This window comes from Xanthomonas sp. NCPPB 2922, from assembly GCF_041520885.1.
Taxonomy (GTDB): Bacteria; Pseudomonadota; Gammaproteobacteria; order Xanthomonadales; family Xanthomonadaceae; genus Xanthomonas; species Xanthomonas campestris.
This window is the reverse complement of the sequence record NZ_JBGOFY010000003.1, coordinates 66513-80761: the sequence shown is the minus strand read 5'-3', so window position 1 is coordinate 80761 and position 14249 is coordinate 66513. Positions and strand designations below refer to the sequence as shown.

The following is a 14249-nucleotide window of genomic DNA, read 5'->3' as shown; positions in this document are numbered from 1 at the left end:
TCGGCGCTGCGAGCACACCGCGCCTCTTCCAACGTGAAACCAAAAGAGCCCGGCGCAGCGATGCACCGGGCTCTTTTTTTAGCTGCTGCGTGACCTCAGGCAGCCAACGCCTTGGCAACCGCATCGGTGAATGCAGGAATATCGTCCGGCTTGCGGCTGGTGATCAGCTGGCCATCCACCACCACCTCGGCATCCTCCCAGCGGCCGCCCGCGTTGCTCAGATCGGTCTTGACCGACGGCCACGACGTCACCTTGCGGTCGCGCACCAGCCCACTTTCCACCAGCAACCACGGCCCGTGGCAGATTGCAGCCACCGGCTTGCCGCTGGCCGCAACGCTGCGGATGAAGTCGATCGCCTGCGTGTTGGTGCGCAGGTTGTCCGGGTTGATCACACCGCCCGGCAGCACGAGCGCGTCGTAACGGTCGGGTTTAGCCTGCGCAAGTGGCGTATCCACCGGCACGCTGTCGCCCCAGTCGGTGTGGTTCCAGCTACGAATCTGTGCCTCGTCGCCGGGCGCGATGACCTCGACGATGGCGCCCCAGGACTCAAGCAAGCGCTTGGGCTCCTGCAGCTCGGATTGTTCGAAGCCACTGGTCGCGAGCACGGCAACGGTCTTGCCGGAGAGCGAGTGGGTCATGAGGAACTCCTCAATCTGCAAAGGAGCCTGCACCCTAGGAATGCGCGTGTTGCGCATCCGTGAACCGATGTGCGCGCCGCGTCATGCCGACCGCAGCGCGCCGTCGCTCAGCGCTTGGGCTGCAACATGGTGCCGGTGCAATTCTTCGAACCGCAGCGGCATTCCCAGATCTTCTTCAAGCGCGGCGTATGTCGCTCGCCCAGGGTAATGCCGTAGTTATAGGTCAGCTCCTGGCCCGGCTTGATCGCACGCTTGGCTTCGATGAAGACCTTGTCCTTGCTGCGGTCGTCGCCTTCTGCCTCTTCGATCACTGCTTCGCAATTGGGATTGCAGCTGTGGTTGATCCAGCGCGCGATGTTGCCTTCGTAGTTGGCGTCGAGCACGTAGTCATCGCTCAGCGTAAACAGAAAGGTGTGCCCGCTTTCCACATCGCCGGTGTCGTCGGCATCCACTTCGGCATGCGTCCGCAGGCGCCCCTTGTACTGGATGATGCGTTCGCCCTTGCTGAGCGCAGCGACGGCGAACACGCCATTGCCATGGATACGTGACTTGCGGGCGGCAACTTTGCGCGACATGAAAGGGTCCGTTGATGGGGCCGCTCATTGTGACCGCAGCGCGCCCACGCGCCAAGCACAAGCGCACCTGCCACCGCAACGGGCTGGCCTTTCCGGCGGCTGAACCACGCGGTTGGACTGAGCGGAGCAAAAGAGTACAATTTCGGTCCGCTTTAGGGATTCACCTTCTTCGCATGTTGCGCGTCACCAAATTGACCGATTACGCCACCGTTGTCTTGACGGTGCTGGCTACACGGAGCGACCAGGTGCTCAGCGCGAGCGAACTGGCCGAACAGGCCGGCCTGGAAGCGCCCACCGTCAGCAAGATCCTCAAGCCGTTGTCGCAGGCTGGCCTGGTGGAAGGGTTGCGCGGTGTGCACGGCGGCTACCGGCTTGCGCGTGCGGCCAGCGCGATCACCCTGGTGGAGATCGTCGAGGCCATGGAAGGGCCGCTGGCCATCACCGAATGCAGCCAGGACCACAGTCAATGCGGGATCGCCCACCAATGCGGTGTGCGCTCCAACTGGCGCCTGATCAACGATGTGGTGGGCGATGCCCTGCGTCGCGTGACACTGGCGCAGATGCTGCACCCCCTCTCCCTCCCTGGCGACAACCGTCGGCGTTTCATCGCCGCGCGCGTCGCGACCACCTGACCCAGTAGGCAGCCGATGGCCACCGAACTTGCCCCCCCGCAGAATGCGCAGATCCTCGAACGGTTGGGCCGACGTTATGACGCCGGCTTCATCACCGAGATCGAATCCGATTCGCTCCCGCCCGGTCTGGACGAAGACATCATCCGTGCACTGTCGGCCAAGAAAGAAGAGCCGCAATGGATGACCGACTGGCGCCTGGAGGCCTACCGTCACTGGCTGAAAATGCCGATGCCGGAGTGGGCCAAGCTGAAGATCGCGCCGATCGATTTCCAGGCGTTGAGCTATTACTCCGCGCCCAAGGGCCCGAAGTACGCCTCGCTGGATGACGTGCCCAAGGAGCTGCTCGACACCTACGACAAGCTCGGCGTGCCGCTGCACGAGCGCGCGCGGCTGGCCGGCGTTGCGGTGGATGCAGTGTTCGACTCGGTCTCGGTCGGCACCACGTTCCGCAAGGAACTGGCCGAAAAGGGCGTGATCTTCTGCTCGATGTCCGAAGCGATCAAGGAACATCCGGAGATCGTCAAGCAGTACCTCGGCAGCGTGGTGCCGGTGGGCGACAACTATTTTGCCGCGCTGAACTCGGCCGTGTTCTCCGATGGCAGCTTCGTGTTCATTCCCAAGGGCGTGCGTTGCCCGATGGAACTGAGCACCTACTTCCGCATCAACGCCGGCCACACCGGCCAGTTCGAGCGCACCTTGATCGTGTGCGAAGACAAGGCCTACGTGTCGTACCTGGAAGGCTGCACCGCGCCAATGCGCGACGAAAACCAGCTGCATGCGGCCGTGGTGGAACTGGTGACGCTGGAAGATGCGGAAATCAAGTATTCGACCGTGCAGAACTGGTATCCGGGCGATGAAGAAGGCCGCGGCGGCATCTACAACTTCGTCACCAAGCGTGCCGAATGCCGTGGCGACCGCAGCAAAGTAACCTGGACCCAGGTCGAAACCGGTTCGGCGATCACCTGGAAGTATCCGTCGTGTGTGCTGCTCGGCGACGATTCGGTGGGCGAGTTCCACTCGGTAGCCCTCACCCATCATCGTCAGCAGGCCGATACCGGCACCAAGATGATACACATCGGCAAGCGCACCAAGAGCAAGATCGTCAGCAAGGGCATCAGCGCGGGCCGCGGCCAGAACACCTACCGCGGCCTGGTCAAGGTGGATCGCAACGCCGATGGCGCGCGCAATTACACCCAGTGCGATTCGCTGTTGATCGGCAAGCAGTGCGGCGCCCACACCTTCCCTTATATCGAGGTGAAGAACCCCGGCGCCACGGTCGAGCACGAAGCCACCACTTCCAAGATCAGCGACGACCAGCTGTTCTACTGCCGCGCACGCGGCATCAGTCAGGAGGACGCGGTGTCGTTGATCGTGGATGGGTTCTGCAAGCAGGTATTCCGCGAACTGCCGATGGAATTTGCGGTGGAAGCCAAGAAGCTGCTGGAAGTTTCCTTAGAAGGCAGCGTCGGCTGACACCTTTCCCCTTCTCCCCTCGGGAGAAGGTGCCGCGCAGCGCCGGATGAGGGGCGCCAGGAGGATCTCGAAAAGATTGGCTATGACGAACGCGTCGCCACGCGCCAGTCAGGTGAATAATCGAAGAGCTCCTGGATGTTCACTTCAATGGCGCGTGGCGACGCGTTCATCAGTCGCTGACGCCTTCGAAGTTGTTTGCGGCGCCCCTCACCCCAACCCCTCTCCCGGCGGGAGAGGGGCTACATACGAATTCTGACGGACCATCAGCATGCTCAACATTCAAAATCTCCACGCCAGCATCGCCGGCAAAGACATCCTCAAGGGCCTGTCGCTGGATATCCAGCCCGGCCAGGTGCACGCCATCATGGGGCCCAACGGCGCCGGCAAATCGACCCTGGGCAATGTGCTCGCCGGTCGTGACGGCTACGAAGTCACAGCCGGCACCGTGCAGTTCGAAGGCACAGACCTGCTCGACCTGCAGCCGGAAGAGCGCGCCGCGGCCGGCCTCTTCCTGGCCTTCCAGTACCCGGTGGAAATCCCCGGTGTGAACAACACCTACTTCCTGCGTGCCGCGCTCAATGCGCAGCGCAAGGCGCGTGGCGAAGAAGAGCTGGATTCCATGCAGTTCCTGAAGCTGGTGCGGCAGAAGCTGGCGGTGCTGCATTTGAAGGACGAGCTGCTGCACCGTGGCGTCAACGAAGGGTTCTCCGGCGGCGAAAAGAAGCGCAACGAGATCTTCCAGCTGGCCGTACTCGAGCCGAAGTTGGCGATCCTGGACGAAACCGACTCCGGCCTGGATATCGACGCACTCAAGAGCGTGGCCGACGGCGTCAATGCGCTGCGCTCGACCGAGCGTTCGTTCCTGGTGATCACCCATTACCAGCGCCTGCTCGACTACATCAAGCCGGACGTGGTGCATGTGCTGTCCGATGGGCGCATCGTGCAGAGCGGCGGCCCGGAGCTGGCACTGGAACTGGAAAAGCACGGCTATCACTTCCTGAAGGACCGTGTGGTGCCGGAGGCCGCCGCCTGATGAGTGCCTTGTTGGAATCCCTTGCCAGCGGGTTTAGCGGCAACGCTGCACGGCGCGCCGAACTCGACGCGGCCTTGCAGACCGGCTTGCCCGGCGCACGCGCCGAAGCCTGGAAATACACCTCGCTGCGCCAGCTGGAACGCCGCAGCTTCCAGCCTGCACCGTTGGTGCCGGCGCTGATCGATGCCGCGGTGCTGGATGAGATCCCCACCCCGCGCCTGGTGTTCGTCAATGGCCGTGCGTCGGATGCGCTGAGCGATCTGTCCGAACTTCCGGCAGGCGTGCAGGTGCAGACGCTGTCGTCCGCACTGGCTGCCGATGAATCAGCGCAGCAGCTGCTCGGCCGCCGCTTCGAGCGCAGCGATGAAATCTTCGCGCGTCTGAATGCCGCGCTGGCCGACGAAGGCGCGCTCGTGCGCGTGGACGCAGGCGTCAAGGTGGCGCTGCCGCTGCAGCTGGTGTTCGTCAGCGTGGCCGGCGAGCACGACCTGGCCTGGCACCACCGCCATCTGATCGAATTGCGTGCCGACGCCGCGCTCGGCGTGGTCGAGCACCACCTGCATGTGGGCGATGCAGCGCATCTGGACAACAGCGTGATGCATGTCCATCTGGCCCAGGACGCTGTGCTTTCGCACGCACGCGTGCAGGCCGATGGCGCACGCGCCACCGCGTTCGCGCGGACCGATGCGGTGCTGGCGCGCAATGCGCAATACCAGCGTGTGGATCTGGAGCTGGGCGCGGGCCTGTCGCGGCACGAACTCAATGCGCGGCTGGAAGGCGACAATGCACGGCTCACCGCCAATGGCGTACTGCTCGGCAATGGCCGCCGGCATGTGGATACCCGCCTGGGCATCGAGCACATCGCACGCGACACCGCTTGCGAGCTGGTCTGGCGCGGTGTCGGCGCCGACCGCAGCCGCGTGGTGTTCCATGGCGGCATCCACATCCGCCAGGGCGCCGATGGCACCGATGCACGTTTGTCGAACAAGAACCTGTTGCTCTCGGATAACGCCGAAATCGACACCCAGCCGGTACTGGTGATCGACGCGGATGAAGTGCAGGCCGCGCACGGTGCCACCGTGGGTCAGCTCGACGACAACGCGCTGTTCTACCTGCGCTCGCGCGGGTTGCCGCAGCAGCAGGCACAGCGCTTGCTCAGCGCCGCGTTCTGCCATGAGCCGCTGCGCGCACTTCCGTCGCCGTTGCGCGATTTGCTCGCCGTGCAGCTGGACCGCGCCCTGAATTCGGCGGGCGTGGCATGAACGCCTCCGTCGCCGCCACCCCGGCACCGGACTGGGAGCGCGTACGCTCCGATTTCCCGCTGCTGATGCGGCAGGTGCACGGCAAGCCGCTGATCTATTTCGACAACGCCAACACCGGGCAGAAGCCGCTGCAGGTGATCGCTGCCACCGACGAGTTCTATCGCCGGCAGAACGCCAATGTCAGCCGCGCGGTGCATGCACTGGGCACCGAAGCCACCGACGCGTTCGAGGGCGCACGCAGCAAGCTGGCGCGTTTTCTCAACGTGCGCGCCGACGAGCTGGTGCTGTGCAGCGGCACCACCTTCGCGATCAATCTGGTGGCCTATTCCTGGGCGCTGCCGCGCCTGGGGCCGGGCGATGTGATCCTGGTGTCGCGCATGGAGCACCACGCCAATATCGTGCCGTGGCAGCTGGTGGCCCAGCGCACGGGCGCCACCATCCGCGTGGCCGAGATCACGCCTGAGGGCGCGCTGGATCTGGATGCACTGCGCAAGGCGATGACCCCCGAGGTCAAGCTGCTGGCCGTCACCCACGTGTCCAACGTGCTGGGCACGGTGAACCCGGTGCGCGAGATCTGCCGTGAGGCACGCAAGCGCGGCATCGTCACCGTAGTGGACGGCTCGCAGGCCGCACCGCACCGCCGCGTCGACGTGGCCGGCATCGGCTGCGATTTCTACGCCATCACCGGCCACAAGATGTGCGGCCCCACCGGCACCGGCGCATTGTGGGCGCGCCGCGAACATCTGCAGGCCATGCCGCCGTTCTTGGGCGGCGGCGAGATGATCAAGGAAGTGAGCTTCGAAGGCACCGTGTTCAACGACGGCCCGCACAAGTTCGAAGCCGGCACGCCGAATATTGCTGGCTTCATCGGCCTGGGCGCGGCGGTGGACTATCTGGACGCAGTCGGCCTGGCGCATGTGGAAGCGCGCGAGACCGAGCTGCTCGCGCACTTCACCGAAGAGCTGCAACGCATCGACGGCCTGCGCATCTTCGGCACCACGCCGGACAAGGCGGCGGTGGTGTCGTTCCTGATAGAAGGCGCACACGCGCACGATCTGGCCACCCTGCTCGACCTGGAAGGCGTGGCCGTCCGCTCCGGCCAGCACTGCGCCCACCCGCTGCTGCAGTACTACGGCGTGGCCGCCACCTGCCGCGCCTCGCTGGCGTTCTACAACACGCATGACGAGATCGAGCGTTTTGTTGCCGCGTTGGTGAAGGTGCGGCAGCTTTTGGGCTGATTGATTGCGGGAATCGGGAATGGAGGATCGAACAAGCGGCTCTCCCACATGCTGTCGCTGGTCGGCAGAGGCGAAGTAGCTCATTGAGCGGCGCAACGCTTTTCCCGATTCCCGATAAACTGTTCCACATGCAGACCACCACCTTCCGCACCGCCACCGTCGACGATATCGATGCCATCGTCGCGCTCGTCACCTCCGCCTATCGCGGCGACAGCAGCCGCGTCGGCTGGACCACCGAAGCCGACATCCTGGACGGTGCGCGCATCGACCCGGCGATGTTGCGGCAGGACATCCTGCGCGGCCGCAGCCTGGTGCTGCTGGTGGAACAGGACGGCGCCCTGGTGGCCTGCGCGCATGTTGCCGACGAGGACGGCGCCGGTTACTTCGGCATGTTCTCGGTCAGCCCCACCCTGCAGGGCGGCGGTATCGGCAAGACCGTGCTCGCCGAAGCCGAACGCATCGCCGCCACCGAGTGGGCCCTGCCGCTGATGCGCATGACCGTGATCGACGTGCGCAACGAACTCATCGCCTTCTACGAACGCCGCGGGTATCGCCGTACCGGCGTGTCCAAGCCTTTCCCCTATGGCGACGAGCGCTTCGGCGTGCCGTTGCGCCAGGACCTGCGCTTCGAAGTGCTGGAGAAGCCGCTCGGCGAGGCCGCGTTGTGAGCGACAGCTGGACCTTTGTCTGCGCCAGCGGCGAGTTACTGCCGGGCGAGCTGAAGACCGTGTGGGATGAAGTGACCGATGCGCCGATCGTGGTGTTCAACCTCGACGGCGCGCTGTACGCGCTGGAAGACCGCTGCAGCCACGAAGATTACGAACTCTCGCCCGGCACCTTCGACGCAGCCGCCGGCACCATCGAGTGCCTGCTGCACAGCGCGCGCTTCGATATCCGCGATGGGCGTCCTCTGTGCGCCCCGGCCTATTCCGCAGTGCCCAAGTTCCCGGTGAAGCAGGAACACGGCGGTATCTGGACCCGCGACGACCGCTGAGCGCAGCGCCCAGCCGCCACTGGCAGCGCACTGCAGGGCCCCAATCTTTTGGGCGCATGCCTTCCGTCGGCAAAGATTGCAAAGAAGAATGATTTGCATTTAAGATCGCAGCCCTTCAGGCCTTCTTAACAACTGGCCTTCCTGCGATCCCATGCGCCTGCCCCTGTCCATGCCTTTTTCTTCCTGGTGTTCGTCCGCCCTGTGCCGTCTGGCGCAGCGCTGCCGCGTGCACGGACGCCGGGCCTGGCAGCAGGCGGCATCGGGCTGACAGGCGCGCATTCCCTTCCCGCATCCGCCGAGCCATCGCCAGGCCGAAGCATCGCTTCCCTCTTCGAGACGTCCCATGACTCCCAGGATTTCCCCGCTCACTTCGGCCGTGTTGCTGACGCTGTCCGCTCCTGCCTTCGCCCAGCCTGGCGACGCGCCGGCACCTCCAGGCGCGGTGGATCTGGATGCGATCCGGGTGCAGCAGGAACGTGCGCAGAAGCCGTCCTCGCCCAAGTACACCGAGGCGCTGCGCGACACCCCGCAGACCATCACCGTGGTCACCAAGCAGACCATGGACCAGCAGAACCTGCTGTCGTTGCGTGATGTGCTCAGCACCCTGCCCGGCATCACCTTTGGCGCGGGCGAAGGCGGCGGCGGCTATGGCGACAGCATCAACCTGCGCGGCTTTACCGCCAGCAGCGACATCACCACCGACGGCGTGCGCGACAGCGCGCAGTACAGCCGCAGCGACACCTTCAACCTGGAAGCGGTGGAGTTGATCAACGGCGCCAACTCGGCCATGTCCGGCGCCGGCTCGGTGGGCGGCAACATCAACCTGGTGACCAAGACCGCCGGCCAGGGCGACTTCACCAACGTGCTGATCGGCGGCGGCAGCGACCGCTACGGCCGGCTCACCGCCGACAGCAACTACGACTTCGAAAACGGCACCGCGGTGCGCTTGAACGCCATGGGTCACACCCAGGACGTGCCGGGCCGCGATGAGGAATTCCGTCATCGCTGGGGCTTTGCGCCGTCGGTGGCGTTCGGGCTGGGCTCGGACACGCGCTTCACGCTGAGCTACCTGCACCAGCACGACAACAACCTGCCGCAGTACGGCGTGCCGTTCGCGCTCAGCCCGTTCAACGATGGCCCGCTGCCGGGCGTGGACCGCGAAACCTATTACGGCTATCGCAATGTGTCGCGTCAGGAGATCGACGTGGACATGCTGACCGGCGTGCTGGAAATGGACTTCGACGACAACGTCAAACTGCGCAGCCTGGCGCGCGTGCAGCGCGTGGACCAGACCACCACGGCCACCGCGCCGGAAGGCACCTGGTGCCTGCCCAACAATACCAACGCCTACACCGGCCGCGCCTGCGTCGGCCAGCCGCCGTCCACCTGGAACCCGAACAGCGGCCCGCGCGGGCTGGTGCGCGAGACCGAAAACTTCATCGCCCACAGCCAGACCGACCTGACCGCCACCCTGCACACCGGCGCCATCGAGCACCGCGTGGTGGCCGGCGTGGCCTTCAGCAAGGAAGATTTCGAACTCGATAGCGGCAGCATCTTCCGCAATGCCGACGGCTCCACCACCGGCATCACCTACCCGCTGCAGACCTTCGACAACCCGTACAACATCTGGACCGGCCCGCAGAACTATTTCCGCACCGGACGCAGCAAGGGCAGCCTGACCAATCAGGCGGTGTACCTGTTCGACACGCTGCAGTTCAACGAGCAATGGATGCTCAACCTGGGCGGCCGTTACGAACACAACGAAGGCGACAGCACCACCTACACCGTCAATGCCACCGGCGGCGTAACCGGCGTGACTCCGGGGTTCCCGGCAGGCAGCGAAGAGGATCTGTTCTCCTACCGCGCCGGCCTGGTATTCAAGCCGGTCGACAACGCCAGCCTGTATCTGTCCTACGCCAACAGCAAGACCCCGTCCAAGGCCTCGGTCAATGGCTCGTGCACGCCGATCGCCACTGCCACCGTCGGCGCCAACTGCAATGTGGAGCCGGAAAGCGCGGTCAATATCGAACTCGGCGGCAAATGGGATGTGCTGAACGAACGTCTGGCACTGACGGCGGCGGTGTTCCGCAACGAGCGCGAAAACTACAAGGTCAACAGCGGCGACCCGCTGATTCCCGAGCAGGTGCTGGACGGCAAGGCGCGCGTGGATGGCATTGCGCTGGGCGCGGCCGGCTACCTGACCGAGCGTTGGTCGGTCTTCGCCAACTACACCTTCCTGGACAGCGAAGTGCTGCAGAGCGTTTCCAACCGCACCGCCAGCCTCACCGGCGACCCGATTGCCGGACGCGAACTGGTGCAGACCCCGCGCAACGCCGGCAATCTCTGGACCACGTATCAGCTCAACGAGTGGACGTTCGGGTACGGCGTCAATTACCAGGGCAGCTTCTATCCGAACAACACCTCGACCGCGGTCTACCGCAAGACCGACGCGTACTGGGTGCACCGCGCGATGGTCGGCCTGCGCGTCAACGACTGGCTCAGCCTGCAGTTGAACGTCAACAACCTGTTCGACAAGGAGTACTACACCAGCATCCGCAACAACCTCACCGTCAACGCCGCGGGCACCGTCACCGCCGGCAGCGGCTGGGCGTTGCCGGGTGATGGCCGCTCGGCGGTATTGAACGCGACCTTCAGCTTCTGATTCATCAACGCGCCGTCCGCAGTCCGCGGACGGCGTGGAGACCACTGCATGTTGTTGCCCATTCCCGACGTCCTGACGCCCGCCCAGCTGAGCCAGCTGCGTGAGCGTTTGGACGCGGCCGACTGGGCCGATGGCCGCATCACCGCCGGCCATCAGTCCGCGCAGGCCAAGGACAACGCGCAGTTGCCCGAAGACAGCCCGATCGCGCGCGAGGCCAGTGCGCTGGTGCTCGACGCGCTGTCGCGCAGCAGTACGTTTTTTTCCGCCGCGTTGCCGCGCCGGATCTATCCACCGCTGTTCAATCGCTACAGCGGCGGGCAGTCGTTCGGCTACCACGTCGACAATGCGGTGCGTTACGACCGCAGCCGTGGCGGCGCCGATCCGGTGCGCACCGACGTCTCCGCCACGCTGTTCCTCAGCGACCCCGAAAGCTATGACGGCGGCGAGCTGGTGATCGAAGACACCTACGGCACGCAGTCGGTGAAATTGCCGGCCGGGCATCTGGTGATCTACCCCGGCACCAGCCTGCATAAAGTGATGCCGGTGACGCGTGGCACGCGCATGGCGTCGTTCTTCTGGATACAAAGCATGCTGCGCGATGATGCACAGCGCCGCCTGCTGTTCGAATTGGACGTGTCGATCCGTCGTTTGACCCAGGACACGCCCGGGCATCCGTCGCTGATCCAGCTCACCGGCGTGTATCACAACCTGCTGCGGCAATGGGCCGATGTCTGAGCCGGCGCTGGACACCGCGCAGGTGATCGCCGCACTGCGCACGCAGCCCGCGCAGGCGGTGGCGTTGCTGCGCAAGGCGGCCGATCGCCAGGACGTGGCCGCACAGCTGCTGCTCGCACAACTCTACGCAGAAGGCCGCGGCGTCGCGGCCGATCCGATCCAGGCGATGCTGTGGTACGAAGTGGCCGCCAATGCCGGGCATCCGGAAGCGATGAACCAGCTCGGGCGTTGCCACGAACTGGGCTTCGGCACGCCCTGCAATCTGGAACTGGCGGCGCTGTGGTTTCGCCGCGCCGCCGCGCATGGCCTGGACTGGGGCATGTACAACCTGGCCCACCTGTACGCCTCCGGCCGCGGCGTCGCGCAGGACCACACCCAGGCGTTTGCGCTGTATCGCCGCGCTGCCGAACACGGGCACGCCAAGTCGATGAATTTCGTGGCGCGCTATCTGGAGCAAGGCCTGGCCGGCGCTGCAGATCCGCATGCCGCCCGCGACTGGTACCGCCGCTCCGCCGAGGCCGGCGATTTCCGCGGGCAGGCCGGTTTTGCGACGGTGCTGGCCGACGACGGCGACATCGATCAGGCCGAAGCCTGGATGCGCCGCGCCATCGCTGGCGGGCATGCCGGGTTCCTGCGCCAACTCACCCCGCTGCTGGCCGCCGCTCCACAGCCCCGCCTGCGCGCATTGCTGAGCGAAGTGCGTGCGCGGCAGTCGCCTGCGCCGCCCGCCACCACCACGGCGGCGGCCTGACCCACATGGCACCCGCCTCCTCCACCGATCAGCTCGGCGCGGCGCAACAACGGCGCGGCTTCTGGCTGCGCATGCTGCACCAGTGGCACTGGATCAGTTCGGCGGTGTGCCTGATCGGCATGCTGCTGTTTACCGTCACCGGCCTCACCTTGAATCACGCCGCGCGCATCGAAGCCACTCCTTCGACCGAGCACCGCACGCTCACGCTGCCTACCGCGCTGCTACGGACTCTGGGCACGCGCCAGGAAGGCAATGCGCCACTGCCGCCACGCGTCGCCCAGTGGCTGGGCCGCGAACTGGACATCAGCGTCGGCACGCGCGAGGGCGAATGGTCGCCGGAGGAAATCTATCTCGCACTGCCGCGCCCCGGTGGCGATGCCTGGCTGAGCCTGGACCGAAGCACCGGCGCGGTGGAATACGAACGCACCGGGCGCGGCGCGATTGCCTACCTCAACGATCTGCACAAGGGCCGCAACGCCGGGCCAGCCTGGGGCTGGTTCATCGACGTGTTCGCCATCGCGTGCCTGGTGTTTTGCATCACCGGCCTGTGTTTACTGCACCTGCACGCGCGTCAGCGGCGCATGACCTGGCCGTTGGTTGGCCTGGGTTTGCTGATTCCGCTGTTGCTTGCCCTGTTGCTGATCCACTGACCCTCGCCTCCGGAGACGACCATGCGCGCCACCTTGACCATCGCCCTGAGCGGCCTGCTCGCCATGCCGGCGTATGCGGCCACGCTCGATATCAACGTCGAGATCCCCAAGCTCAATGTCGCCGAATACCACCGCCCGTACGTGGCGATCTGGGTCGAAGGCGCCGACCAGAAGGCCGCTGCCAACCTGGCGGTCTGGTACCAGTCCAAGGACACCGCCGAAGGCCACGGCACCAAATGGCTGCCAGACTTGCGCCAGTGGTGGCGCAAGAGCGGGCGCACCCTGGAGGTGCCGGTCGACGGCGTTACCGGCCCGACCCGCCCCGCCGGCGCGCACGCGTTGTCTTTCACCGATACCAAGGGTGCGCTGAAGTCGCTGCCGCCCGGCCAATACACGCTGGTGGTGGAGGCCGCGCGTGAAGTGGGCGGCCGCGAGTTGGTCAAAGTGCCTTTCACCTGGCCGGCCACCGCTGCACAGACGGCCAAGGCCAGTGGCAGCAGCGAACTGGGCACGGTCAGCCTGGTCGCCAAGCCCTGACCGTGCGCTGCGCGCGGTCGCTCGCACGCGCCGAGTGCGATGCGAGTCCCCCACACGCACGGCGTTATTCGATCGTCCACGCATCCACGCGGCGCAGCTGTGCGCTGACCAGACACGCGACCACCCGCCCTCATCTTCTGCAAGGAGTTGCCATGAAACGTCCTCTCGTCCTGATCGCCCTGCTCGCCGCACTGCCAGTCACCGCCCTCGCGCACAAGGCCTGGTTGCTGCCTTCGCAGACCGTCCTCGCCGGCGAAGCACCATGGGTCACCGTCGATGCCGCGGTGTCCAACGACCTGTTCTACTTCAACCACGTGCCGCTGCGGCTAGATAACCTGAGCATCACCGCGCCCGATGGCAGCGCGCTCAAGCCGGAGAATTCGGCCACCGGCAAGTACCGCAGCGTGTTCGATCTGCAGCTCACCCAGCCCGGCACCTACAAGCTCAGCATCACCAACGCCGGCCTGTTCGCCAGCTGGAAGGAAGACGGCAAGCCCAAGCGTTGGCGCGGCAACGAAACCAGCTTCGCCACCGAAGTGCCGAAGAATGCGCAGGAACTGCAGGTCTCCCAGTCGCTCAATCGCGTGGAAACCTTCGTGACCCGCGGCGCGCCCACAACGACCGTGTTCAAGCCCAGCGGCAAGGGCATCGAGCTGATTCCGGTCACTCACCCCAACGACCTGGTCGCTGGTGAAGCCGCGCAGTTCACCCTGCAGCTGAATGGCAAACCGGCGGCCGGCCTGGAGATCGAAATCGTGCGTGGCGGTACCCGCTACCGCGATGCGCAGAACGAGATCAAGCTCAAGACCGACGCCAAGGGCGGCTTCAGCGTGACCTGGCCGGAGCCGGGCATGTACTGGCTGGAAACCACCACCGAAGACACCAAAACCTCGCTACCACAGGCCAAGCAGCGCCGCCTCGGCTATGTCGCCACACTGGAAGTGTTGCCGCAGTAATCGCCGCACGCACGCCACTGCATTGATCCTTTGATCAATGCAGTGGCGCTGTTGAGGCGGCACATGCTATCGGCGTGTACGGTCTACCGCGTGCGCAGCGCACGCTGCACCAA

15 protein-coding genes are annotated in these 14249 nt (G+C 65.3%); 13 read left to right on the top strand and 2 right to left on the bottom strand.

Annotated features, from left to right (window positions below):
• Window positions 1-95 precede the first annotated feature (95 nt).
• Window positions 96-638 (bottom strand): type 1 glutamine amidotransferase domain-containing protein, encoded by a 543-nt coding sequence (locus ACD584_RS05130; protein WP_076037816.1) that lies wholly within the window; start codon window positions 636-638, stop codon window positions 96-98.
• Between the two features lie 107 nt (window positions 639-745).
• A complete protein-coding gene (locus ACD584_RS05125; RefSeq protein ID WP_016944109.1) occupies window positions 746-1213 on the bottom strand; it encodes an SET domain-containing protein in 468 nt (155 codons plus the stop codon).
• A 173-nt stretch (window positions 1214-1386) separates the two neighbouring features.
• On the opposite strand from ACD584_RS05125, the gene ACD584_RS05120 reads away from it, so the two are divergent.
• The 13 genes from ACD584_RS05120 to ACD584_RS05060 all read left to right on the top strand — a co-directional run bounded on the left by ACD584_RS05120 (window position 1387) and on the right by ACD584_RS05060 (window position 14136).
• The gene (locus ACD584_RS05120) at window positions 1387-1845 is read left to right on the top strand and encodes an SUF system Fe-S cluster assembly regulator (RefSeq protein ID WP_076036636.1); all 459 of its coding nucleotides are present in this window, start codon (window positions 1387-1389) and stop codon (window positions 1843-1845) included.
• A 15-nt stretch (window positions 1846-1860) separates the two neighbouring features.
• Window positions 1861-3318 carry a Fe-S cluster assembly protein SufB gene (gene sufB, locus ACD584_RS05115; protein ID WP_011037894.1) on the top strand — a complete coding sequence of 486 codons (1458 nt, stop codon included), beginning with the start codon at window positions 1861-1863 and terminating at the stop codon, window positions 3316-3318.
• A gap of 268 nt (window positions 3319-3586) precedes the next feature.
• Window positions 3587-4351 carry a Fe-S cluster assembly ATPase SufC gene (gene sufC, locus ACD584_RS05110; RefSeq protein WP_076036635.1) on the top strand — a complete coding sequence of 255 codons (765 nt, stop codon included), beginning with the start codon at window positions 3587-3589 and terminating at the stop codon, window positions 4349-4351.
• A complete protein-coding gene (gene sufD, locus ACD584_RS05105) occupies window positions 4351-5613 on the top strand; it encodes a Fe-S cluster assembly protein SufD (RefSeq protein ID WP_076036634.1) in 1263 nt (420 codons plus the stop codon). The genes sufC and sufD overlap by 1 nt, the downstream gene beginning before the upstream one ends.
• Window positions 5610-6851 carry a cysteine desulfurase gene (locus tag ACD584_RS05100; RefSeq protein WP_076036633.1) on the top strand — a complete coding sequence of 414 codons (1242 nt, stop codon included), beginning with the start codon at window positions 5610-5612 and terminating at the stop codon, window positions 6849-6851. Before sufD ends, ACD584_RS05100 begins: the two co-directional genes overlap by 4 nt.
• 128 nt (window positions 6852-6979) lie before the next feature.
• On the top strand, window positions 6980-7519 hold the full coding sequence (locus ACD584_RS05095) for a GNAT family N-acetyltransferase (protein WP_076036632.1): 540 nt from the start codon (window positions 6980-6982) through the stop codon (window positions 7517-7519).
• Complete coding sequence (locus ACD584_RS05090) at window positions 7516-7845, top strand: non-heme iron oxygenase ferredoxin subunit (protein ID WP_014508448.1); 330 nt, start codon at window positions 7516-7518, stop codon at window positions 7843-7845. The genes ACD584_RS05095 and ACD584_RS05090 overlap by 4 nt, the downstream gene beginning before the upstream one ends.
• A gap of 343 nt (window positions 7846-8188) precedes the next feature.
• Complete coding sequence (locus ACD584_RS05085) at window positions 8189-10507, top strand: TonB-dependent siderophore receptor (RefSeq protein ID WP_076036631.1); 2319 nt, start codon at window positions 8189-8191, stop codon at window positions 10505-10507.
• 48 nt (window positions 10508-10555) lie between these two features.
• Window positions 10556-11242 carry a Fe2+-dependent dioxygenase gene (locus ACD584_RS05080; protein ID WP_076036630.1) on the top strand — a complete coding sequence of 229 codons (687 nt, stop codon included), beginning with the start codon at window positions 10556-10558 and terminating at the stop codon, window positions 11240-11242.
• Window positions 11235-11993, top strand: coding sequence for a tetratricopeptide repeat protein (locus tag ACD584_RS05075; protein WP_076036629.1), 759 nt, complete (start codon window positions 11235-11237; stop codon window positions 11991-11993). Before ACD584_RS05080 ends, ACD584_RS05075 begins: the two co-directional genes overlap by 8 nt.
• 5 nt (window positions 11994-11998) lie before the next feature.
• Window positions 11999-12643, top strand: coding sequence for a PepSY-associated TM helix domain-containing protein (locus ACD584_RS05070; protein WP_012437791.1), 645 nt, complete (start codon window positions 11999-12001; stop codon window positions 12641-12643).
• 21 nt (window positions 12644-12664) lie between these two features.
• Window positions 12665-13180, top strand: coding sequence for a DUF2271 domain-containing protein (locus ACD584_RS05065; protein WP_042598109.1), 516 nt, complete (start codon window positions 12665-12667; stop codon window positions 13178-13180).
• Window positions 13181-13332: 152 nt separating this feature from the next.
• Window positions 13333-14136: a DUF4198 domain-containing protein gene (locus ACD584_RS05060; RefSeq protein ID WP_076036628.1), complete on the top strand. Its 804-nt coding sequence runs from the start codon at window positions 13333-13335 to the stop codon at window positions 14134-14136.
• The last annotated feature ends 113 nt before the right edge of the window (window positions 14137-14249 follow it).

Bases quoted from the DNA above. Each gene is read 5' to 3' on its own strand.
- ACD584_RS05060 (WP_076036628.1), top strand. From the start codon at position 13,333: ATGAAACGTCCTCTCGTCCTGATCGCCCTGCTCGCCGCACTGCCAGTC.
- ACD584_RS05075 (WP_076036629.1), top strand. From the start codon at position 11,235: ATGTCTGAGCCGGCGCTGGACACCGCGCAGGTGATCGCCGCACTGCGC.
- ACD584_RS05125 (WP_016944109.1), bottom strand. From the start codon at position 1,213: ATGTCGCGCAAAGTTGCCGCCCGCAAGTCACGTATCCATGGCAATGGC.
- ACD584_RS05065 (WP_042598109.1), top strand. From the start codon at position 12,665: ATGCGCGCCACCTTGACCATCGCCCTGAGCGGCCTGCTCGCCATGCCG.
- ACD584_RS05080 (WP_076036630.1), top strand. From the start codon at position 10,556: ATGTTGTTGCCCATTCCCGACGTCCTGACGCCCGCCCAGCTGAGCCAG.
- ACD584_RS05100 (WP_076036633.1), top strand. From the start codon at position 5,610: ATGAACGCCTCCGTCGCCGCCACCCCGGCACCGGACTGGGAGCGCGTA.
- ACD584_RS05130 (WP_076037816.1), bottom strand. From the start codon at position 638: ATGACCCACTCGCTCTCCGGCAAGACCGTTGCCGTGCTCGCGACCAGT.
- sufB (WP_011037894.1), top strand. From the start codon at position 1,861: ATGGCCACCGAACTTGCCCCCCCGCAGAATGCGCAGATCCTCGAACGG.
- ACD584_RS05085 (WP_076036631.1), top strand. From the start codon at position 8,189: ATGACTCCCAGGATTTCCCCGCTCACTTCGGCCGTGTTGCTGACGCTG.
- sufD (WP_076036634.1), top strand. From the start codon at position 4,351: ATGAGTGCCTTGTTGGAATCCCTTGCCAGCGGGTTTAGCGGCAACGCT.
- sufC (WP_076036635.1), top strand. From the start codon at position 3,587: ATGCTCAACATTCAAAATCTCCACGCCAGCATCGCCGGCAAAGACATC.
- ACD584_RS05095 (WP_076036632.1), top strand. From the start codon at position 6,980: ATGCAGACCACCACCTTCCGCACCGCCACCGTCGACGATATCGATGCC.
- ACD584_RS05120 (WP_076036636.1), top strand. From the start codon at position 1,387: ATGTTGCGCGTCACCAAATTGACCGATTACGCCACCGTTGTCTTGACG.
- ACD584_RS05070 (WP_012437791.1), top strand. From the start codon at position 11,999: ATGGCACCCGCCTCCTCCACCGATCAGCTCGGCGCGGCGCAACAACGG.